We start from the raw sequence: 19,950 nt of genomic DNA, 5'->3' as shown, positions 1-19,950 counted from the left end.
CAAACACCATGGGAATCCTCCCGTCTGTCGTCAATGTCGAAGCTGCACCCAGCCTTCCAGCAATGGGCGAGCCGCGAGTGTAGTGGAGATTTGCACAGCTGCGAAGCGCTCAGGCGCCTTCGGCCTTGCGCTCCGCGACCTTGCGCTTCAGTGTTTCGGCAACGAAGGGGTGCACGAAGCGCTCGAAATCGCCACCGAAGTAGGCCACTTCGCGCACGATGGTGGCCGAGATGAACATGTACTTTTCTGATGGCGTCAGAAACACCACCTCGATGCTCGGGTCCATGCCGCGGTTCATGCCTGCCATCTGGAACTCGTACTCGAAGTCGCTGACCGCGCGCAGGCCACGCAGAATGATGCTGGCGTTTTGCGAGCGCACAAAATCCAGCAGCAGCGACGAGAAACGCTCGACGCGCACATTGGGCAGCTCTTTGGTGACTTCGCGCGCCATTTCCACGCGCTCATCGGCCGAGAACCACGGCCCCTTGCGCTTTGAGTCCGCGATGCCGACAACGACTTCGCCGAACAGCCGCGACGCCCGGCGCACCAGATCCTCATGCCCCTTGGTCATGGGGTCAAAAGTTCCGGGATAAACACATCTCAGCATGGCGATCCTCCGCGTTGGCGCTACCCGCTCGCCTGATTGCGGGGCTCTGCGGTCCCGGCGACGTGCGGCGTGAACAGATGATAGTGCACCATGCCGGCGCGATCATGACGGCTGCGGTTGAAGCCAGGCAATTCACGGCCAGTGAGTTCTTTGGCGAATTCGCAATAGATCAGGACCTCCGGCGCGGCCACCCGCAGCACCAGAGGTGCCAGGCGCTGCCACCAGTCCTGCGCGAAGGGTGGATCGAGAAAGACGACGTCGAACTTCTCTGGCGTTGATGCCAGGAATGCAAAGGCGTCGCCATTGACCAGCTTCAGGTTCGGCAGATCGAGCAATTTCTGGTTCTGGGCGATGGCTTGCGCTGCGGCGCGAGACGATTCGATGGCAACCACCTGCGTCGCGCCGCGTGACGCAGCCTCGAAGGCCAGCGCGCCGGAGCCGGAGAACACATCAAGACAGCGCCGCCCGGTCAAGTCCTGTCCGAGCCAGTTGAACAGGGTCTCGCGCACACGGTCGGGGGTCGGGCGGAAGCCGGTGACGCCCTGCATATCCGGGAAGCGCACGATACGCCGCTTGTGGCTGCCGCCAATGATGCGGACCTGATTCTTGTAGTTCATCTTGTGTTGTCGCCAGTGGCGTAGTTATGCCGGCAAAGTGCCGGTGCAAGGGCGATACAGCCACGCCACCTAAAATGCAATTGTCTCGAATCCCGCCAGAAAGCGCTCCATGTGGGGCTTGTTCAAGAAGAAACCGCAACCCGACGCCAGTGTTGCGCCAGCACCGGCAGCAGTTGACGCCCCGGCAACAACAATGCCAGCGACGGAATCGGCGCTGGCGGCAGTGGTTGCACCGGTCGAAAAGAAAGGCTGGCTGGACAAGCTCAAATCCGGCCTCACCGCGACGCGCGACAAGCTCGGCCTCAAGGTGCTGTTCGCCGGCAAGCTTGACGAAGACACACTGGAGCAACTCGAAGCCCAACTGCTGATGGCGGACTGTGGCATGGCGGCGACGCAGCATCTGCTCGACGATCTGCGCAAGCGCTGGAAGCTGGCCGGCGGTCAGGGCGATCCGCGCGCCATGCTGGTGGATGCCTTGACCGATCTGCTGCAGCCGCTCGAGCAGCCGTTCGCGGTGGCGAGAGAATCTCCCTTCGTCATCATGATCGCCGGCGTCAATGGTGCCGGCAAAACGACCAGCATCGGCAAGCTTGCCAAATACCTGCAGCAGCAGGGTGCGAGCGTGCTGCTGGCAGCGGGTGACACCTTCCGCGCTGCGGCACGCGAGCAGCTCGCGATCTGGGGCGAGCGCAACAACGTCACCGTGATCCAGCAGGCTGGTGGTGATCCGGCAGCGGTGATGTTCGACGCCGTCACTGCCGGCAAGGCGCGCGGTACCGATGTGGTGATGTGCGACACGGCGGGCCGCCTGCCGACACAGCTGCACCTGATGGACGAGTTGAAGAAGGCGAAGCGGGTGATCGGCAAGGCGATGGACAGCGCGCCGCACGAAGTGTTGCTGGTGCTCGACGGCACCACTGGCCAGAACGCACTGGCTCAGGTCAAGGCCTTCGACGATGCACTTGGGCTCAGCGGCCTCATCATGACCAAGCTTGATGGCAGCGCCAAGGGCGGCGTGATCTGCGCCATCGCCAAAGAGCGGCCAATTGCGCTGCGCTTCATCGGCGTTGGTGAAGGCATCGACGATCTGCAGCCATTCGTGGCGCGCGAGTTTGCCGAGGCGCTGGTTTAGCGCCCAGCTCGTCGAAGCAAACCGTTCAGCCTTGCGCGAGGATGGCGCTGACTTGGGTGCGCCGTGACTGTGCCGGGTCGGCGGCGATCCATGCTGCGACTTCGGCGTCGTAGCTCGGGTGTTTGGCGATTAGCCGTTCGGCGCCCGCCTTCATCAGCGCCTGCGTGGCCTCGCTGAACGACACGCCACCCTCGTGGGCAACATAGGCGTTAGGACACAACACATTGCGAAAGCCCGCCACTGCGGCGCGCATGCAGAAGTCGTTTTCTTCGCCGTAGCCGCGCGGAAAGCTCTCCACATCGAACGGCCCGACCTTAGCACGGCAAGCTGCGGCGATCAGCATGCAGAAGCCAACACCAGTGGGCAGGTCAATGGCCGCTGCCGGTGATTGCCGCAGCGCGCGGGCGATGCGTTCGCGCTCCGCGTGCTCGGGTATTGGCCACGCGCGAGTGAAGTCCGGGAACGAGCAGATCGTTGCGTTATTGGAGAACGGCGTGATGGTGCCGATCAAGGCGTCGTCCGCAAGGCACTCGAGCATGGCATCAAGCCAGCCGTCGGTCACCAGCGTGTCGGAATTAAGCAGACAGAGCGGCTCGTCGGCACGAGCGGCGATGAAGGCCTGATTGACGTTCCAGGTGAAGCCGCGGTTAATGGCGTTGTGTCGCACCTGGGTGTCGGCGTGCGCGAGCGCGTAGCGGTCGAGCAGCGGGCGGATACGCTCATCGGGCGAGGCGTCGTTGATCAGCAGCGTGCGGAACTGCGTCTTGACCTGAGCTGATGCCAGCGCGTCGAGGCAGCGGCTGACGCTGTCAAAACCGTTGTAGACGGGAACACAAACCAGCACGCTCACCGCATCAACTCTTTGACAAGGAGCTTATCCGTGCTGGGCTCGGAGTGCGAAAGTGGCAATACTCGACTTTTAACGAAAATAGCACTCAAGCCCGGTTCAAAAGCCATTCTCAACCAAAAGCTGCTGGCCCGCGAACGCGTTACGGTGACTCATCAACCGAGCCGTTTTCCGCTGCCGGCGTCAAACAGATGCACCCGCGCGGCATCCGGTTTCAGCCACACGGTGTCGCCGCTCTTCACCGCCACACGGTCGCGCAGCACGATCTGCACTTCGTGGTGATCGGTACCTGCGACAAGCTTGTCGCCACCAACCACACGGGCCACCACCATGGTGTCGGCGCCAGTCGGCTCCACCACGTCCACCGTGGCCTTGAGCCCGTCGCCCTCGTTGCCGAAGCTCAAATGCTCCGGGCGGATACCGTAGGTCACCTCGGCAGTGCCGCTGTTGCCCGCAGGCAGGCGGGTGCTACCAACGGTGGCGGTGCCGTCGCCGTTCAATTTGCCGCGCAGGAAGTTCATCGCCGGCGAGCCGATAAAGCCTGCGACAAAAGTGTTCTGCGGCCGGTCATAAAGCTCCAGCGGTGCGCCGATCTGCTCCACGCGGCCGTCCTTCAGCACCACGATCTTGTCGGCCATTGTCATCGCCTCGATCTGGTCGTGGGTGACGTAAATGCTGGTGACTTTCAGGCGCTGGTGCAGCGCCTTGATCTCCGTGCGCATCTGCACGCGCAGCTTGGCGTCGAGGTTCGACAGCGGTTCGTCAAACAAAAACACCTGCGGCTTGCGCACGATGGCGCGGCCCATCGCCACGCGCTGGCGCTGGCCGCCCGAGAGCTGCTTGGGCAGACGATCAAGATATGGCGTCAGGCCAAGAATCTCCGCCGCCTGATTGACGCGCTCGGCGATTTCTGCAGATGGGCGCTTGGCCAGCATCAGCGAGAAACCCATGTTGTCACGCACCGTCATGTGCGGGTACAGCGCGTAGCTCTGGAACACCATCGCCACATCGCGCTCTTTCGGCGGCAGCTCGTTCACTGCCCGCTCGCCAATCGCTACCGTGCCGCCGGAAATTTCCTCCAGCCCGGCGACCATGCGCAGCAGCGTTGATTTGCCGCAGCCGGACGGACCGACCAGCACGCAAAACTCGCCATCGTTGATGCTGATGTCCACGCCATGCACGACCTTCGTGCTGCCGTAGTTCTTTACAACCTGGGATAACGTGACTGATGCCATGTTGCCGCTGCTCCTCCAAGCGTTGCCGCGAGTGTAGCGGCAGCAGGCTGTCAGTCTGCTCGGGCGTAAAACGCCACCACCGGCACCGGAAAACTACATCACACTACTGCCGCGACAGCACTCAGCATCAACCGGCCAGTGCAGCCTCGACTGCCTTCACCAGCACCGGTGATTGCGGCTCGACGTCGCTCGGAAAGGCGGTCACGCCACCCTTGCGGTCGATCAGGTATTTGTGGAAGTTCCACTGCGGTGCCTTGCCGGTTTTGGCGATGAGGCTGGCGAATAGCGGGTGCTTGCCGATCGGCACTTCGAGTTTCTCAAACATCGGAAAGCTCACGCCGAAGTTCGCCTTGCAGAACTCGGCGATCTCCTTGTTCGACCCACGCTCCTGCGCACCGAAGTCGTTGGCCGGGATGCCGAGCACCACCAGTCCCTTGCCCTGATAGCGCTTGTACAACGCCTCCAGCCCTTCGTACTGCGGGGTGTAGCCGCATTTGCTGGCCACATTGACCACCAGCACCACCTTGCCGGCGTATTGCGACAGCTGCACCGGTTTGCCGGGCAGTAGTGGGTTGAGGGTGTGCTGCAACAGATCGTTGCCGCTGGCTGCGCCTGCCAGCATCGAGAGGGCAAGCGCGCAGGTGAGTTCGAACATTTTTTTCATGGCGACATCCTCGCAGCGTGACTGCGCACCAAAGGAAATTGGGTGCTGTCCACCAATGCTGCAAGCCTGTGATTTTCGTCAAATTGTGAACGAATACAAGGCCGATACTGACGTAAATGCGGTCATGTCTCCGGTGATCGCGCGAACGGAGATCGATATGTTTGAACGTATGAGCAATGCAGGTACGGTACCGATGCCCATCCTGTCCGTGATCGTCACTGCTTCGGCTGCAATGGCAACGGCGATGCTGCCGGCAGCCGTCAGCGCCCAGCCTGTGGCGCAGAAATTTGTCGAATCGCCACCGGGCACAGTAAGCGTTTTCCAGCGCAAGACATCCGGCAGTTTTGGCAATCAGGAGGATCGCGTCACCTACAACCATGGCCGCACGACGTGGCAGGGCAAGCCGGCGGTGCTGATCGAATCGCCACAGGTGCCGGCGCAGGTGCACGACATGGAAACCGGCGCCCAGATCGCCAGCCTGACGCGTGACGGCAAACCGGCAGTGACCTACGATCCGGGGCTCGGCTATCGCTATCCATTCAAGGTGGGCGACGCCTGGAGCTCAACGCATCAGGTCACCAACCATGCCAGCGGCAAGACCACGCCAATCACCGTGAACTACAAAGTCGAGGCATACGACAGCATCACGGTTCCAGCGGGAAAGTTCAACGCCTACCTGGTGGTGGCTACCGACTCGCTCGGCGAGACCCAGCGGGTGTGGACTGCGCCAGCGGACGGTGTTCGCGTCGTCAAACGCGTCGTCGAACGGTCGGCGTCACATCCCCAAGGCGCCGGTCGTGTCGAAGGTGAAATGGTGGTGCGTACGCTCGGAAAGTAGTGGGCGATGCAGCCGCGGCCCCGGCCTCGTCGGCGACGCCGGTAAACTTGCGGCCTTCGCGCGCTGCGCTCACCCCATTTTCCGTTCGTATGCAATCCATCAAACGCATTCCGGTGGCTCCGGTACTTTCGCTGCTGCTGGGCAGCTTGCTGGCTGTCGCCGGCAGTCAGGCACAAACACCGGCGCCGCGCAAGGCAGCGCCGGCGAAAGCGGCCCCTGCCGCAGCCCCCGCCAAAGCCGACAAGATCATGTCGATCGACGAGCTGCGCGTCTGCATGAAGCTGCAGCAGACCAATGAAAAGAACGGCGAGGAAATTCAGGCCGCACAGGACGCCTTCAAGCGCGATCAGGCGGCCGTGAAGACCGAGCAGGGCGAAGTCAGCAAAGCCAACGAAGCACTGCGCGCCCGCATGACTGCGCTGACCGCAGAACGTGATTCATTGTCAGCCGCAGTGACTGATCTCAACACCAAAATCCAGACCGCCAAGAAGGAAGAAGAAAAAACCGCCCTGGAGCCTGAGCGCGTCAAACTGAACGAGCGCAACAAGGCATTTGAAAAGAGCTTGGACGAGTTCAATGCAGAACAGAAAGCGTTGCGCGACCGCGTCGACAAGCTCAACGCCAGCATCGACGGCATCAACCAGCGCAGCCACAACGTCAACGACCGCGTGGAGCCGCACAAGCAGTCCGTCGCCCAGTGGCGCGAACAGTGCGGCAATCGCCGTTATCGCGAGGAAGACGAGATCGTGATCAAGAAGGAGCTGGCAGCGGCCAAGTAGCGCAGCTACGGCGCGGGTTTCAATTCACAGCTTGTGAACAGGCGCGCCGCCAGCAGCAAGTTGGTGTCGCACTTCCAGCGCACCACGCCGGCCGGATTGTTGTCCGGCACATCCGGGATCAGGCGGAAGCGCGTGGTCGCGCTGCCGCCGCTTCCGCCCCGGAAATATGCGGCGATCGTGCCCTGTTCGATGGCAAGCCGCAGCAAGCCACCGTCTGCATAGCGCTCTGGCGCCGATAGCCCAACCTGTGCGTTGCCAGCAGGCATGCGGCCTTCCGTCTGCATGAATTCAGCGACTGCCGCCTTGAACTGTGATGCCGCCGACATCGCATTCATCAGGTCGCGCCGCAACTGCTGCTCTTCAGCGTTCGGCGTTGCCGCAGCGATCTGCGCTTTCATTTCGCCGATGGCTCGCGTGTTGGCGTCCACCCGCTCCGCCAGCTTCGCCACGTCGTCGTTCGTCGCCCGATTGGCTTCAGCGGCAGCTTTGACGGCATCCTGGGTACGCTCGTCGACCGCAGCGATTTGCTTCGCATGCTCTCGCGTCAGCGCTTCCAGTCCGGCGGACTTCTGTTCGGTCGCCGCGATACGCGCCGCGTTCGCCGCCACATCGGCGTTGGTGGCGTCGATGCGCGTGTTTGTTTCGGTGCGTACCTTCTCGATCGCGGGGCGCGTAAAGCCGAACCACTGCGTGAAGTGACCGACTACAGCAATGGTTGCTGCAATGATGAAGATTGGGAGCAGACGTGGCATACGGCATTCATAGCGCATGCCCGTACTCAACGATGTTTGGGTTACGTGCCTGCCGTGGGTATTGGCGAACGCGCGACGTGCGCATGGCCGCGACGTGCGACAGCCTGTTAGTCGCGGAAAAATGGCTCCACTGTGCCCTTGACCTTGATGGTCAGCGGATTGCCCTTGCGGTCGCGTGTCTTGCCAACAGGCACTTTTACCCAGCCCTCGCTGATGCAGTACTCCTCGACATCCCGGCGCTCAACGCCGTTCAACCGCACACCGATGTCACGCCGGAAGTACTCCGGGTTGTGATGCGGGCTTTTCGGATCGATTGACAGGCGATCGGGCAGGGCGGGTAGCGTGGTGTCGGTCATCGGTGAGGCAACAAATCGGTGTCAGGGCTGGTAGTTTCGCAGAATCCAGTCGGGCGAATCGTATGCTGGCCTACTTGCCGTCCCAGGCCGCGCGTGTGGCCGCTTTCTTGAACGTCTCGCGGTTGGCGTCGGTGGGCGGCGGCTCGCTGTCGCCGAAGATCGCGCGCATCCAGTGCCCGTCGGTCGGGTTCGGGAACACGATGTAGCGACGGCCATACTCGTTGCGATCCGACTCCATCAGCTTGATGCGCTCGTCGACGTCCTTCGTGTAGTACTTGTGGCGGAAGTCGTTCAGCGAATCGCCAAGAAAAACCACGATGTCGTGCGTCTTCGCAATCTCGTCCTGCCGGTTCTGCTTGTTCGATGTGTCGCGCAGCACCGTCACATGCTTGGTGTCCACATTGGGCAGTTTGGCGATACGCAGATGATCCATCGCGTAGTCGAAGGTCTTGTCGCCCTGATCGCGCGAGGTGACGTAGAACACTTCTACGCCACTTGTGGCGCAGAAATCGAAGAACTCGCGCGCCCCCGGCGCCAGCATCATCTGGTTCTTGGGAATCCACTCGTCCCAGATCGGGTCGTCGAAGAAATCCATGTTGCGGTTGATCAGGTGGCCCCAGTAAGCCAGCGGCAAGAGGATGGTGTCGTCTACATCGCTCACCACCGCGAGCGGGCGGTCGCCGGGCTTGCGCTTCGCCAGCCCCAGCTCCACCTGCATGCGCGCCACGTTGTAGCCCTGGTGATAAAGCGCGCGGTACTCGGCGGCCGTCTGCTTCCACGCCACCGCTGCGATCAGCAGGTTGTCCACGCCGGTCCCGCGCGGGCCTGTCGTATTGGGAGCGGGCGGTGCTGCCGGTGCAGCAGACGCGGCGGGCGCTGGCGCCTGTGCGAAGGTGGTGAACGACAGCGCTGCGGTGAGCGCCGCCAGCGCGCGCAACGCAAAGCGCGGCGACCTGATGCCGGGTAGGGCCATGAAATCCTCCGTTGAACAAGCAATCAATGTATCAACGGCCCGGGCGCGGCGACCGGCGCGTTTCGTTTCAGGTCAGGCAGGCGCGCGAAAGGAGTGCGGTGCGGCGGTCAGTCTATGAGCAGCACCGACACAATGCCCACGAGCACGCCAGCAAGTGCTGAGAAAAGCATTGTGGGCACCAGGTACACCAGATAGCGCCACAGGCTTCCCCATAGCGACACCGCGAACGCCCGCTGCGCTGCCAGTACGGTCCAGGCCATTGCCACCAGCATCGCCGGAAAGTACGCCATCGGCAGGTTCAGCACATACACCGGCAACAGAATCAGGCAGCTTGCCGCAGTGGCATGCAGCAGGAACACGAAATGTGCGGCGTAGGTGAGGCCGCGCCCCGCGTAGAGCATCCAGTTCACCAGTGCCATGAATGGCACCAGCAGGGCGAACAACGCAGAGTATTGCTTGGTGATTGCCTCGCTGGTCCGTTGTTGCAACTTGGCCGATTCCACCGCGTCGAGATTTTTGGCGCGCGCCTTCACGCGCTCGCGTAGCCAATCGGGCAGGTGACTGCCGAGCGCACGGCCGGCCTCACGTGCAGCGCTCGGCGGTTTGCCAGCGTCGTTGCCATCCACCGCTTTCACGTCCTGAGTCTTGGCATCAGGTCGCGCAAACATCGCCGAAGATTCCACTTCAAACGGGGGCCGCCCCGTCCATCCGCGAATCGTGTTGTTCACCGTGATCGCAGCGACCAGCACAAAAACGCAGAGCAAGTACACGCGCACCGGATGCACATAGCGCATGCGCTGCCCGCTGATGAACGCCCGCGTCAGCTCGCCGGGGCGCCGCAGCAGCGTCCACAACGTCTCAAACACCTTGCCCGAGGGCGACAGCGCACTGCGCAGCAAATCACCCGCGATCTCCATCGTCGTCGGCATGGCAGGGCCGTGCTTTTGTCCGCACGAGGAGCAATACTGCCCGATGAATTGGGTGTTGCAGTTCAGGCAGGCGAGCTGCGCTGCGGGGGCGTCGGACATGGGTCAGTCAATTGGAGGAAATGGGAGCAGGATTTTGGCTGAACTGTGCGCAGCAACCACGATGGATGGCGTGATTGTGACCACGCCCCATCAAGACAAACCAGAACTATCGGCCGCGAAGAGCTTCTACGTCCGCGAGATCTTTGCTGCGACCGGTGGCGAGTTTGTTGCGAATGAGATCGTCAACCGAAATGACCGGCAACCGCAACCCGTTGCCAGCGTCGAAGACCACCCGGTGTTCGAACGCGTCGGCAAACGTGACGCCGTCGATAGCAGTCAACAAGTCAATTCTTGCCGGCGGATATCCAAGCTGGATCATCGCCTGTGGCTCCATGAAATCTTGAGCGGCGATGCCGAGCGACGCGAATCCGAAGTCATCAAGGGCTTTGACAAGCCGGAAAATATTGGTCGACTCGGGCCTGACCCACAGATCAAGGTCGCCCGTGTAACGGGGGCGTCCATGCGCGGCCAGCGCGTGCGCGCCGACAACGAGGAACTCAACCCCGTTTGAGCGTAGTAACTCGATAAACTCTCTGAAGTCTTTGTTCAGCAAGCGGCAAAGCCTCCATCACCGGCCGGCGCAATTCCTCAACCGCAGCCAGCCGCTCCGCAACAGGGCGCGACAGCCAGTACGCGACATCACGAACATCGTCGTTCGCATCATGCAGAGTGGTTTTGCGGACAACTTTTGCGATGGCCATGCTGCATTGTCTCAGTGGCAGGCGACGGTGGCAACCGGTTCGGCGCGTCGTGATGGCGGTCGCCCCGGTTGGTCTGACGTCCTGACATTGATGTCAGCAACCTCGCATCACTTGCAGAGAAGGCCCTAGGGAAAAATCCTGCCCACGACATCCGCAAACGCCGGGTTGTCGGATTCGACGTGCCCGGTGGCGAATGAGGTTTCGATCAGGGTGAGCCCTGCGTATCGCCGTGCGTCGAGACGCAGAAAGAGGTCGTGCACGTAGGTTGCGTTGGTGCCTGTCCCAGCGGTCGCGCGCACCAGCACCAGCGTCACCGGAATCGTACGCCCGCGCGTGGCGTCAAACATCTGCTGTTCGAGCGTATTGATGGCATCGGGCTGCTGCCAGAACGCACCCTCGGTGGAGAGAAAGTGCGAAAAGCTGAAGGTTGAGGTCGCCTCCAGAAATAGTGCCGTGGCGGCCAGATTGCCGCTGGTCGAAATGCCGGCCAGCATGCGCTTGCCCTGTACCGTGCGAAAGCGGGCATCGACGAGCGGAATCAGCTCGGTCGTCAGAAAGTCATGAAACGCCGTCGCGCCCGGAAAGTTGTAGTCAGTCAGCCGCCGGGCCGTGCCGCCGATGCCGACCAGAATGGCGTCGGTGCCCTTGCTTCGCAATGTCTCCCTGAAGTTGTCAAAGCGTGTGTTGATGCCGTCGAAGCGGGAGTCGCCGTCGAGGGCGTAGATGGTCGGGTAGGCAGCGCTGCTGGCGTCGTACGACGCGGGCAGATAGACGTCGATGTTGTAGGTGAAGCCCACTTTCTGTGACGGCACCGTCAGCGAGACCATGCGCCCAGCCGGCTGCGCCGCCTGCACGGGTGCCGCAGTCTCGCCGCCGCCGCCACAACCGGCAGCAAGCAGGGCGGCCGTCGTCGTTAGCGCGATCAATACTCGCCGGACAGTCAGAAGGCGTGGCATCGAAAATTCCCGGTCAACTTCGCAGAAGTCGCCGATCATTATCCCGGCTGCGCAGTGCCGCGACAAGCGGCATCTATCGTGCAACGCCGTAGCCGCGATGCAGCGAGGCGGAATCGAGGCATTTGTTCATCGGGCCGCGGTTGTCCTCGATTCCAATTCGTTGCATCGAGGCTACGCTGGCTAAGAGTACGCAAAAGAGGCCTCTCGGCGAACTATATCTCTTCAAAATGAAGCGAGTAATGCTGTCGACTCAGCTTCGCTTGGTAGAGCTTAGTGCATACAAAATGTCGACGCACTATTGATATCAGCTCATCACGATTTTGTGGATCAATCCTAGCGCCAAAATACACAGCGTCAAGTTCTTCCGGCAATAGTGGGTCAAGATCGAAACCAGACTGACGATTGGTCAGAAGGCTAAGTCCACGCCACTCTTGCTCATAGCTCCAATCGTCGCTTTTCGCCAACGCGAATCGCTCGAAAATCGCACTAGTGTCCAGTTCGGACTGGCCCGTGAGATGCCGGACGTATTCTGGCAGCGTTGCCACCAGCGGAAATTCAGATAGATATTTGACTTCCTTTACTGCGCATAGTGGCCGATCCAGGTCTGGCAAACACCTCAATCCAAGCACGCATCCCGTATGGTCATGTGCATAGTGCGCCCACATTAATAGGCTTTTATTGGTCTTGGAGACGCAGAACAACGCGAACTGCTCGCGCATCATTTCTAGCTGACGTTCAAGTAGTGGAATCGCCTTCGTGAATTGCTCAGCAGTTTCGGTGAGTGACTGCGACATGTACCTGCGAAATTCAGGCTCGGTTGCTCCGCGTTTGCGATTGTCCCGACTTTGCATGCAGAGAGCGAAAAGCGGATTGTTCATGTCGCCGACAGGCGTTTGTGCTCCGAAAGCAAGGCGCGACATTTCATCAAGAAGCGCGTTCGCGAATGATGCACCATCGAACGCGAACGATACATCTGCAGGCATGTCAAATGGATCGCTGAAGAGACGCGCGTTTGACCACTTCAAGGTTTTGTTCTTGAGCGTCGCAAGCGAAGCACCGATATTCAGGTACTTGAAAAAGACATGCTCCCTGCCTAGAGGGACAAACGGCACTTCGGGCATAGTGAATTCCGGCGCTTTTTCAATGACTCTCCCGCAACACCGGCGTCCCCGATTTCCCCACAAGGAAATCCAAATCCGCCCCCGTATCCGCCCCCAGCACGTGATCGATGTAGAGCTTCCAGTAGCCGCGATCAAGCGGCGGCTTGGGTGGCGTCCAGCCTTCCTTGCGGCGGGCCATGTCGGCGTCTGATACTTCCACGCTGAGCTTGCGGCCTGCGGTGTCGAGTGTGACCCAGTCGCCGGTCTGAACGAAGGCGAGGGGGCCGCCGGCGGCGGCTTCCGGCGAGGCGTGCAGCACGACGGTGCCATAGGCGGTGCCGCTCATGCGGGCGTCGCTCACGCGCACCATGTCGCTGATGCCCTTGCGCAGCACCTTCGGCGGCAGCGGCATGTTGCCCACCTCTGCCATGCCCGGATACCCTTTCGGGCCGCAGTTCTTGAGCACCATCACGCTGTTCTCGTCGATGTCGAGCGATTCATCGTTGATGCGCTCGTGCAGCTCTTCGATGGTTTCGAACACGACGGCCTTGCCGCGATGTTGCAGCAGTTTCGCCGTGGCGGCGCTTGGCTTGATCACGGCACCGTTCGGCGCGAGATTGCCGCGCAGGATGGTGATGCCGGCATTGGCCATGAACGGGTTGTCGAGCGTGCGGATCACGCTTTCGTCAAAGTTCTCGGCGTTCTGCACGTTCTCCCAGATCGTTTTGCCGTTGGCGGTGATCGCATCTTTATGCAGCGATTCGCCAATGGTCTTGAGCACGATGGGCAGGCCGCCCGCGTAGTAGAAATCTTCCATCAGGTGCTTGCCGCTGGGCTGGATGTCGACGATGTTGGGCATCGCAGAGCCAAGCTCGAAATCGTCCAGCTTCAGGTTCACGCCGATGCGCCCGGCAATCGCCAGTAGATGCACCACGGCATTGGTGCTGCCGCCAATCGCGGCCAGCGTCTTGATCGCGTTCTCAAATGCCTTGCGGGTGAGGATTTTCGAGAGCCGCATGTCCTCATGCACCATCTCGACGATGCGCCGCCCGGTGAGCTGCGCCAGGCGATAGCGCTGCGCGTCCACCGCCGGGATCGCGGCGTTACCCGGCAACGAGAGCCCAAGCGACTCCACCATCGAAGCCATCGTGCTCGCGGTGCCCATCGTCATGCAGTGGCCCTTGCTGCGATGCATGCCGGCTTCGGCGTCCATGAATTCCTCAATGCGCATGGTGCCGGCGCGCACTTTTTCGCTCATCTGCCACACGCCGGTGCCGCTGCCAAGCAGCTCCTTCTTGTAGCGCCCTTTCAGCATCGGCCCGCCGGAGAGGCCAATGGTCGGGATATCGCAGGACGAGGCACCCATCACCAGCGAGGGCGTCGTCTTGTCGCAACCCATGAGCAGCACCACGCCGTCAATCGGGTTGCCGCGAATGCTTTCCTCCACGTCCATGCTGACCAGATTGCGATAGAGCATCGCGGTGGGGCGCATCAGCACTTCGCCGGTGGACATCACCGGGAACTCCAGCGGCCAGCCGCCCGCCTCCCACACGCCTTTCTTCACGAAATCGGCGATCTCGCGGAAGTGCGCGTTGCAGGGGTTCAGCTCGCTCCAGGTGTTGCAGATGCCAATCACCGGGCGGCCATCAAACAGATCGTTCGGGTGGCCCTGATTTTTCATCCACGAGCGATGCGCAAAGCCATCCTTGTCGATCTTGCCGAACCATTGCTGGCTGCGGCGTTTGAATTTGCTGTCGTCGTCGCGGTTGGCCATGCTGAACTCCTTTTGGTGCGCTTGTTCTACTGGAGTTAAGGCTAGCACCCGATACTGTCTGTCGGCCCGTCGGCGCATACACTCTTGAAATCAACCATGGATGCCATTGCCATCGACCCCCTCCGCGCGCTCGACACGCAGGTGCTCGCGCGCGCCATGCAGAGCCGCGCGCAGCGCGGACTGCTATGGGCGCTGGGGATTTCATTGGCGATTCATCTGCTGCTCGGCGCCTTGCAGGTCGGTGGCGACAGTTTTGGCTGGCGCGCGCCCACCAATGCAGTCGCCTCGGACAGCAGCGCCCGTCTGACGGCGCGTCTGGAACCTGCGGCCGGGCAGGCCCCTGCCCAAGCGGAGCCTGCTGCCAGCGCGGCGCCGGCGCCCGGCAGTGCGCCAGCAGCCATGACCACGTTCAGCGTGACGGCGCCGCCGACCATCCCTCGCGCGGAGGAGCTTGATCCGCCGACGCCGAAGCAGGAATCACCCGCTCCCACTGTAGAGCTGCCGCAGCCCTCGCCGCCGGCCGTGAAGGTGGAGACCACGCCCACGCCGCCCGCCCCCGCGCCCGCTGCGCAGTCGCCAGAGCTGGTCACGTCGGCAACATCGGCACTGAAAGCGCCGCCGCCCGCTGCTGTTGAACCGGTCACGCCTGCACCCACGCCAGCTCCTGTTGTTGCCGCCCCGCCGCCGCGCCCGGAGGTCAAGGAAGCAGCGGCGGAACCCAAGGCCATCACGCCGCCACCGGTCACGCCACCGCCGGCCCCTGCGGCAACACCGGCTGAGCCTGCAGTAGCGACGCCGCCGACGCCCGCCCCTGCCCCTGCACGCGCGCTGCCCGACACGCCGAGCGCCCGTACACCCGCAGCAGTGGAAGCCGCACCGATCCAGCCTGTGGCACCGGTCACCGCCCCCGCTCTGACGCGACCGTTGCCAGTGCCGCCGCTGCCTGCCGCCGCGACACCACGGCCCACGCCAGCGCCCGCTGCGACGATTGCGCCAGCCGCGCCTGCCGCGGCGCCAGCGACGCAAGCATCAGCCGCACCTCCCGTAGCGACGCCAACACCACTTGCGCCGGCCGCACCCGCTGCGGCGGCGCCCAGCGCCACGCCGTCCGCGCCCGCGCCGACTACGGCGGCTCCGGTGTCGCCCGCAACCACGGCGCCGACGACTGCGGCTGCCCCCGCCGCCAGTGCGCCGGGTACGCCAGCCACCGCCGCACCCGTCAGCGCACCGTCGCTGGGTGCGTCGATCTTTCCGAACAATCGGCCGTCGTCGGTCACCGTCCCATCGCCTGTACCGCTGCCGGTGCCACCAGAAAAGCGCGAGGAAAAACCGCCCGCGTTTGACCTGCCACCGGGCAAGCCGGAAGGCTTCGACCCGTACAAGGCCAGAGCCAACGCCGCCCGTGACGCCGCACGCGATATTGATCGTCGTCTCTATCCGGTGCCGCCTTCGGTAGCGCCCTCGCTCACGGCGGATCAACGGCTGCGGCGCGATGCCGCACGCTCCTTCGACCCGCTGTGCAACCAGTCAGTCGATCAGGTGTTCCCCAATGCACCGAAAGCACCGCGCGACGACAAGCTCGATGAAAAGTGCCGGCCGTTGCGGCAGTAGGGCGCCATTTGCGTGCTTATCCCCGGAGATTTCATGAATCGCATTAGCAGCGCACTGCTGGTCTTCGCGCTTTCGCTCGGCGGTGTATTTGCATCGTGCCCGACCCATGGGCAGGCGGTGCGCGTCAATCCCGACGGCACCGGGCAGGCGCTGATCTACCCCTATTACACCGTTCGCAACGGTTGGGTGACGCTGATGTCCGTAGTGAATCACGATCTTGCACGGGCAAAGGCACTTCGTGTCCGCTTCGTAGAGGGGCGTAACGGTGCGACCGTTGCGTCGTTCAACCTGTTTCTCACTCCCGGCGACGTATGGACCGGGGCGGCGCTGCCTGGCGCTACCGACGCGGACCCGCCACTGCTTGTGTCCAACGACCAATCCTGCGCTGGCGGGTCGGTCGATCTGACCAGATCGCCCCGACTCCAGCTAGCCTTTACGAGCTCGAATTATCGAGGTGATACGGCGCTGCCTGCGTACCAGTCGATTGACCGTACTCGTGAGGGATTCATTGAGGTGATCGAGATTGGCTCTGTCAGCCGGGGAACCCGTCTCTTTGATCAGATCATCCGTCGTGGCAACTACAAGGAACTGCCGCCGCTTTGCAACACCGTTCGCGATGCGGATATGGTTCTCTACGGGGAGGAGCCACTGCAGCCGCCGACTGGTGGCGTTGCCGGCGGCGGTACGCTGATGAATCTTGCGGGCGGGATGAGTGCCGAGTACACCGCTGTTGCGCTGGATCATCTGTGGATCAATTCGCTCAACACGACGATCCGGATGACAACCAGCATCGATGCCTTGCCCAGCCTCGCCAGCGGCGACAACAAGGTCGCCGATGTTCACGTCGGCGGACAGCGGCGGCTGCTCACGTACGCCACCGCTGTCGATGCCGTGTCGGCGACGCTGATGAGCAACCAGTTGGCCGGCGAGTACGCCTACACCGAAGACGGCGTGATTAGCACCAGTTGGGTGTTCACTGCGCCAACCAGACGCTACTACATGCGAGGCGATGCAACGCGGCCGTTTGCCCGGCCATGGGACAGTGCATCGGCAAACGCCTGCGAGGGCGCTGAATTCGATATGTCGTTTGATCGCGAGGGGCTCGGGGGAACCTATGATGATTTTCCGACGCGACCGTTCATCCCGAATGAAGGGGTGTGTTTCCACGCCACGGTGTTGTCATTTGGAAGTCGGGGCAGCGATCTGCTGTTTGACTCAAAAAACTGGTACGGGGTTCGCTACCAGGGCGTGCAGGGCGGCGGACAACTGGTGCGCAACCCCGGCAAGGAAGGCGGTCATGGCCTGCTGAGGGTGTACAACGGGCTGGCCTTGCGGAATGGTGAAGGAAGAACGATTGCGGTCAATTCTGCCGGAGAAATAGCGTTCGATCGCGTTGGTCCCTTGACCCTGGCTGGGTTACCGCTGATTGGCACTGGCATCACTACGCTGAAATATTCTTCCGGCAATCCGCAACAGAACTATGCGAACGGTTTTCCGTTGACGTCGGGGCGCAGCATACAGACGCCCTAAAATACTCGTTTCCTCCCGCAACGCCGGATAAAGCCGCGCGCCCTGCACCATGCAAGATCACATTTCCGCCACTGTGGACGTCGCCGCTGCGTCTGCCACTTCCGTCAATTCCACCGCCACCGCGAAGAAGAAACTCTTCATCCGCACCTTTGGCTGCCAGATGAACGAGTACGACTCGGACAAGATGGCCGACATCCTTGATGCGGGTACCGCCGAGGGCTTCGAGAAGACCGATACGCCGGAGAACGCTGACGTGATCCTGTTCAACACCTGTTCGGTGCGCGAGAAGGCGCAGGAGAAGGTGTTTCACGATCTCGGTCGGGTAAAGGACCTTAAGAAGCTGAACCCGAATCTGGTGATCGGCGTCGGCGGCTGCGTGGCGTCGCAGGAAGGCGCCGCGATTGTCGAGCGGGCGCCGTTTGTCGATGTGGTATTCGGCCCGCAGACGCTGCACCGCCTGCCCGCGCTGATCGCGAAAAAGCGCCAGACCGGCCGCTCGCAGGTCGACATCTCGTTCCCCGAAATCGAAAAATTCGACAGCATGCCGCCCGCGCGCGTGGAAGCCGCCAGCGCGTTCGTGTCGATCATGGAAGGCTGCAGCAAATACTGCACCTTCTGCGTGGTACCGTACACACGCGGCGAGGAAGTATCGCGCCCGTTCGAGGATGTGCTGACCGAGATTGCCGAACTGGCGATCAAGGGCGTGAAGGAGATCACGCTGCTCGGGCAGAACGTGAATGCCTACCGCGGGAAGATGGGCGAGGGCGACGCGATTGCGGACTTCGCCACGCTGATTGAATACATCGACGAAATCCCTGGCATCGAGCGCATCCGCTACACCACCAGTCATCCGCGCGAGATGACACAGGCGCTGATCGATGTCTACGGCAAGGCGCCGAAGCTTGTCTCGCAATTGCATCTGCCGGTGCAGCACGGCTCGGATCGCATCCTGGCCGCGATGAAGCGCGGCTACACGGCGCTGGAGTTCAAGAGCGTTGTCCGGCGTCTGCGTGCGGTGCGCCCGAACCTGTCGCTGACCTCGGATTTCATCGTCGGCTTCCCGGGCGAGACGCAAAAGGATCACGACCTGACGATGAAGCTTATCGACGACGTGGCGTTCGATGGCGCTTTCAGTTTTGTCTATTCAGCGCGTCCGGGCACGCCGGCGGCCGATCTGGTTGACGACACGCCCGCTGCAGAAAAGTCCGCGCGTTTGAGCCAGCTGCAGAAGCGTATCGACGAGCTGTTTTTCGACTACAGCAAGGCCATGATTGGCCACACCGAACGTGTGCTGGTGGAGAGTCTGTCGCGCAAGAGCAGCACCGAACTCGCGGGCCGCACCGAAAACAACCGTGTGGTGAACTTCCCCGGCGGCCCCAACGGCGAACGCCTGATCGGGCAGTACGTCGACGTTCGCTTTACCGATGCCGCGCCGCACAGCCTGCGCGGTGAACTGTTGCAGGCGCGCGACTGACCGGTGCGTTGTAACTCCCATGTCATTGACATGAGGATTGTCTGGCTATAGCCTTACGGGCAGTGCGGACATGCGGCAACGCGGGACGCGGTTCATCCAAATAGTGGGGACATATGAAACTTTTTAACTCTTTCGCAATGGTGCTGGCATTGGCCAGCGCGAGTGCTTTTGCTGCGGGCGGCAATAGTGGCGAACCAGTGGGGCCAAGTACCCAGGCTGCTCCGGCCGTCTCTGCGGCGTTGGGTAGTCTCGATTACACGGGGTTTGCGGGCACCTGCTCGAACACCGGCTTTTCGACCACGGCTAACGCAAGCGCCAGCTTTCCGGGGACTGTTTCCATCACTGGTGCCACGCAGCTGAACGGTACGGCTTACGATACCTACGGGTTCAGCCTCCCGAGCCCGAGCGCCTTTGCAACCGGCTTTGGCCGCACCTTCACGGCACCGCTCGCATCCAGCACCTATACGTTCGTGTTTGTGTCGACGGTCAGTCTCGGCAGCGAGCCGCAGGGCGCCGCAACGATCACCATCAATTGCAACGCTGGCGCCTTCAGCGCGACGTCGGTATGGCAGGCTGCGCCGCCGGTGATTGTGCCGGTGGGTTCGCCCGCCCTGTACGGACTGATCGGCATGTTGCTGGTTGGCTTTGCAGGCATCGCACTGCGTCGCCGCTAACCAAATCGCGGCGCCCACGCGTCGCGACTTGTGCAAAAGCGCCCTGCGGGGCGCTTTTGTGTTTTTTGGCTACGACAACCGCAGCAGACCCTTTGCCTTTCAGGTTGCGGTTTCGGTCGTTCGTCGCAGTTTTCCTGCGGAACAGATCGACCCGCATAGCGACATCTACACTGGCGACCACGTACAGCAGCAGCTGGCTGCTGACAGATGGCTTTTCGCCGCTACAGGCGTATTCAACGGGCATCCAGGGTGAAAAGTGGCAAAGTCGACACTGACGCCAATGACACTCCAAGCCCGGCGAA

21 protein-coding genes are annotated in these 19,950 nt (G+C 62.0%); 7 read left to right on the top strand and 14 right to left on the bottom strand.

Features of this window, described 5'->3' with window-relative positions; all coding sequences use genetic code 11:
* Window positions 1-109: 109 nt before the first annotated feature.
* Both coaD and rsmD read right to left on the bottom strand, forming a co-directional pair.
* Entirely contained in the window at window positions 110-607 is a 498-nt protein-coding gene (gene coaD / locus FKL89_RS18235) for a pantetheine-phosphate adenylyltransferase (protein WP_156864149.1), read from the bottom strand.
* A gap of 20 nt (window positions 608-627) precedes the next feature.
* Window positions 628-1,224 (bottom strand): 16S rRNA (guanine(966)-N(2))-methyltransferase RsmD, encoded by a 597-nt coding sequence (gene rsmD / locus FKL89_RS18230; protein ID WP_156864148.1) that lies wholly within the window; start codon window positions 1,222-1,224, stop codon window positions 628-630.
* Between the two features lie 109 nt (window positions 1,225-1,333).
* On the opposite strand from rsmD, the gene ftsY reads away from it, so the two are divergent.
* Entirely contained in the window at window positions 1,334-2,356 is a 1,023-nt protein-coding gene (gene ftsY, locus FKL89_RS18225) for a signal recognition particle-docking protein FtsY (RefSeq protein WP_156864147.1), read from the top strand.
* A 25-nt stretch (window positions 2,357-2,381) separates the two neighbouring features.
* Here ftsY and FKL89_RS18220 read toward each other — a convergent pair whose 3' ends face one another.
* The 3 genes from FKL89_RS18220 to FKL89_RS18210 all read right to left on the bottom strand — a co-directional run bounded on the left by FKL89_RS18220 (window position 2,382) and on the right by FKL89_RS18210 (window position 5,102).
* Window positions 2,382-3,206: a glycosyltransferase family 2 protein gene (locus tag FKL89_RS18220; protein WP_156864146.1), complete on the bottom strand. Its 825-nt coding sequence runs from the start codon at window positions 3,204-3,206 to the stop codon at window positions 2,382-2,384.
* A gap of 152 nt (window positions 3,207-3,358) precedes the next feature.
* Window positions 3,359-4,438 (bottom strand): ABC transporter ATP-binding protein, encoded by a 1,080-nt coding sequence (locus FKL89_RS18215; protein WP_156864145.1) that lies wholly within the window; start codon window positions 4,436-4,438, stop codon window positions 3,359-3,361.
* Window positions 4,439-4,565: 127 nt separating this feature from the next.
* Complete coding sequence (locus tag FKL89_RS18210; protein ID WP_156864144.1) at window positions 4,566-5,102, bottom strand: glutathione peroxidase; 537 nt, start codon at window positions 5,100-5,102, stop codon at window positions 4,566-4,568.
* Window positions 5,103-5,259: 157 nt separating this feature from the next.
* Between FKL89_RS18210 and FKL89_RS18205 the strand changes: the two genes are divergently transcribed.
* Entirely contained in the window at window positions 5,260-5,940 is a 681-nt protein-coding gene (locus tag FKL89_RS18205) for a hypothetical protein (protein WP_156864143.1), read from the top strand.
* Window positions 5,941-6,029: 89 nt separating this feature from the next.
* Window positions 6,030-6,719: a hypothetical protein gene (locus FKL89_RS18200; protein ID WP_156864142.1), complete on the top strand. Its 690-nt coding sequence runs from the start codon at window positions 6,030-6,032 to the stop codon at window positions 6,717-6,719.
* Between the two features lie 5 nt (window positions 6,720-6,724).
* On the opposite strand, the gene FKL89_RS18195 is transcribed toward FKL89_RS18200, so the two are convergent.
* The 9 genes from FKL89_RS18195 to FKL89_RS18155 form a co-directional block, all read right to left on the bottom strand.
* Window positions 6,725-7,471 carry a pilin gene (locus tag FKL89_RS18195; RefSeq protein ID WP_162527577.1) on the bottom strand — a complete coding sequence of 249 codons (747 nt, stop codon included), beginning with the start codon at window positions 7,469-7,471 and terminating at the stop codon, window positions 6,725-6,727.
* Between the two features lie 107 nt (window positions 7,472-7,578).
* Complete coding sequence (locus FKL89_RS18190; protein ID WP_156864140.1) at window positions 7,579-7,827, bottom strand: DUF3297 family protein; 249 nt, start codon at window positions 7,825-7,827, stop codon at window positions 7,579-7,581.
* 70 nt (window positions 7,828-7,897) lie between these two features.
* On the bottom strand, window positions 7,898-8,800 hold the full coding sequence (locus FKL89_RS18185) for a 5'-nucleotidase, lipoprotein e(P4) family (RefSeq protein WP_156864139.1): 903 nt from the start codon (window positions 8,798-8,800) through the stop codon (window positions 7,898-7,900).
* A 107-nt stretch (window positions 8,801-8,907) separates the two neighbouring features.
* Window positions 8,908-9,828, bottom strand: a complete 921-nt coding sequence (locus tag FKL89_RS18180; protein WP_156864138.1) for a DUF3667 domain-containing protein — start codon at window positions 9,826-9,828, stop codon at window positions 8,908-8,910.
* A gap of 106 nt (window positions 9,829-9,934) precedes the next feature.
* A complete protein-coding gene (locus tag FKL89_RS18175) occupies window positions 9,935-10,381 on the bottom strand; it encodes a DUF6036 family nucleotidyltransferase (RefSeq protein ID WP_156864137.1) in 447 nt (148 codons plus the stop codon).
* Window positions 10,326-10,529, bottom strand: a complete 204-nt coding sequence (locus FKL89_RS18170) for a hypothetical protein (RefSeq protein WP_156864136.1) — start codon at window positions 10,527-10,529, stop codon at window positions 10,326-10,328. Before FKL89_RS18170 ends, FKL89_RS18175 begins: the two co-directional genes overlap by 56 nt.
* Window positions 10,530-10,654: 125 nt before the next feature.
* Window positions 10,655-11,485 carry an alpha/beta hydrolase gene (locus tag FKL89_RS18165; RefSeq protein ID WP_162527576.1) on the bottom strand — a complete coding sequence of 277 codons (831 nt, stop codon included), beginning with the start codon at window positions 11,483-11,485 and terminating at the stop codon, window positions 10,655-10,657.
* Between the two features lie 212 nt (window positions 11,486-11,697).
* Entirely contained in the window at window positions 11,698-12,606 is a 909-nt protein-coding gene (locus tag FKL89_RS18160; protein ID WP_156864134.1) for a DUF2971 domain-containing protein, read from the bottom strand.
* 19 nt (window positions 12,607-12,625) lie between these two features.
* Window positions 12,626-14,359: an IlvD/Edd family dehydratase gene (locus FKL89_RS18155; protein WP_156864133.1), complete on the bottom strand. Its 1,734-nt coding sequence runs from the start codon at window positions 14,357-14,359 to the stop codon at window positions 12,626-12,628.
* Window positions 14,360-14,455: 96 nt separating this feature from the next.
* Between FKL89_RS18155 and FKL89_RS18150 the strand changes: the two genes are divergently transcribed.
* The 4 genes from FKL89_RS18150 (at window position 14,456) to FKL89_RS18135 (ending at window position 19,648) form a co-directional block, all read left to right on the top strand.
* Window positions 14,456-15,970, top strand: a complete 1,515-nt coding sequence (locus FKL89_RS18150; RefSeq protein WP_156864132.1) for a hypothetical protein — start codon at window positions 14,456-14,458, stop codon at window positions 15,968-15,970.
* A gap of 33 nt (window positions 15,971-16,003) precedes the next feature.
* Window positions 16,004-17,500, top strand: a complete 1,497-nt coding sequence (locus FKL89_RS18145) for a hypothetical protein (protein WP_156864131.1) — start codon at window positions 16,004-16,006, stop codon at window positions 17,498-17,500.
* 49 nt (window positions 17,501-17,549) lie between these two features.
* Entirely contained in the window at window positions 17,550-18,974 is a 1,425-nt protein-coding gene (gene miaB, locus FKL89_RS18140; protein ID WP_156864130.1) for a tRNA (N6-isopentenyl adenosine(37)-C2)-methylthiotransferase MiaB, read from the top strand.
* Window positions 18,975-19,087: 113 nt separating this feature from the next.
* Window positions 19,088-19,648: a hypothetical protein gene (locus FKL89_RS18135; protein WP_156864129.1), complete on the top strand. Its 561-nt coding sequence runs from the start codon at window positions 19,088-19,090 to the stop codon at window positions 19,646-19,648.
* The last annotated feature ends 302 nt before the right edge of the window (window positions 19,649-19,950 follow it).

Origin of the sequence: Casimicrobium huifangae, from assembly GCF_009746125.1 — a bacterium.
In the GTDB taxonomy this organism is placed as follows: Bacteria; Pseudomonadota; Gammaproteobacteria; order Burkholderiales; family Casimicrobiaceae; genus Casimicrobium; species Casimicrobium huifangae.
The sequence above is the reverse complement of the archived record's forward strand: the minus strand, read 5'-3'. Positions and strand labels throughout refer to the sequence as shown.

Excerpts from the sequence above, each read along its gene's own strand:
- FKL89_RS18205 (WP_156864143.1), top strand. The coding sequence starts at position 5,260 with ATGTTTGAACGTATGAGCAATGCAGGTACGGTACCGATGCCCATCCTG.
- FKL89_RS18180 (WP_156864138.1), bottom strand. The coding sequence starts at position 9,828 with ATGTCCGACGCCCCCGCAGCGCAGCTCGCCTGCCTGAACTGCAACACC.
- FKL89_RS18145 (WP_156864131.1), top strand. The coding sequence starts at position 16,004 with ATGAATCGCATTAGCAGCGCACTGCTGGTCTTCGCGCTTTCGCTCGGC.
- FKL89_RS18150 (WP_156864132.1), top strand. The coding sequence starts at position 14,456 with ATGGATGCCATTGCCATCGACCCCCTCCGCGCGCTCGACACGCAGGTG.
- FKL89_RS18170 (WP_156864136.1), bottom strand. The coding sequence starts at position 10,529 with ATGGCCATCGCAAAAGTTGTCCGCAAAACCACTCTGCATGATGCGAAC.
- FKL89_RS18135 (WP_156864129.1), top strand. The coding sequence starts at position 19,088 with ATGAAACTTTTTAACTCTTTCGCAATGGTGCTGGCATTGGCCAGCGCG.
- miaB (WP_156864130.1), top strand. The coding sequence starts at position 17,550 with ATGCAAGATCACATTTCCGCCACTGTGGACGTCGCCGCTGCGTCTGCC.
- FKL89_RS18155 (WP_156864133.1), bottom strand. The coding sequence starts at position 14,359 with ATGGCCAACCGCGACGACGACAGCAAATTCAAACGCCGCAGCCAGCAA.
- FKL89_RS18190 (WP_156864140.1), bottom strand. The coding sequence starts at position 7,827 with ATGACCGACACCACGCTACCCGCCCTGCCCGATCGCCTGTCAATCGAT.
- FKL89_RS18160 (WP_156864134.1), bottom strand. The coding sequence starts at position 12,606 with ATGCCCGAAGTGCCGTTTGTCCCTCTAGGCAGGGAGCATGTCTTTTTC.
- FKL89_RS18200 (WP_156864142.1), top strand. The coding sequence starts at position 6,030 with ATGCAATCCATCAAACGCATTCCGGTGGCTCCGGTACTTTCGCTGCTG.
- FKL89_RS18195 (WP_162527577.1), bottom strand. The coding sequence starts at position 7,471 with ATGCCACGTCTGCTCCCAATCTTCATCATTGCAGCAACCATTGCTGTA.
- FKL89_RS18215 (WP_156864145.1), bottom strand. The coding sequence starts at position 4,438 with ATGGCATCAGTCACGTTATCCCAGGTTGTAAAGAACTACGGCAGCACG.
- coaD (WP_156864149.1), bottom strand. The coding sequence starts at position 607 with ATGCTGAGATGTGTTTATCCCGGAACTTTTGACCCCATGACCAAGGGG.
- FKL89_RS18165 (WP_162527576.1), bottom strand. The coding sequence starts at position 11,485 with ATGCCACGCCTTCTGACTGTCCGGCGAGTATTGATCGCGCTAACGACG.
- FKL89_RS18210 (WP_156864144.1), bottom strand. The coding sequence starts at position 5,102 with ATGAAAAAAATGTTCGAACTCACCTGCGCGCTTGCCCTCTCGATGCTG.
- ftsY (WP_156864147.1), top strand. The coding sequence starts at position 1,334 with ATGTGGGGCTTGTTCAAGAAGAAACCGCAACCCGACGCCAGTGTTGCG.
- FKL89_RS18185 (WP_156864139.1), bottom strand. The coding sequence starts at position 8,800 with ATGGCCCTACCCGGCATCAGGTCGCCGCGCTTTGCGTTGCGCGCGCTG.
- rsmD (WP_156864148.1), bottom strand. The coding sequence starts at position 1,224 with ATGAACTACAAGAATCAGGTCCGCATCATTGGCGGCAGCCACAAGCGG.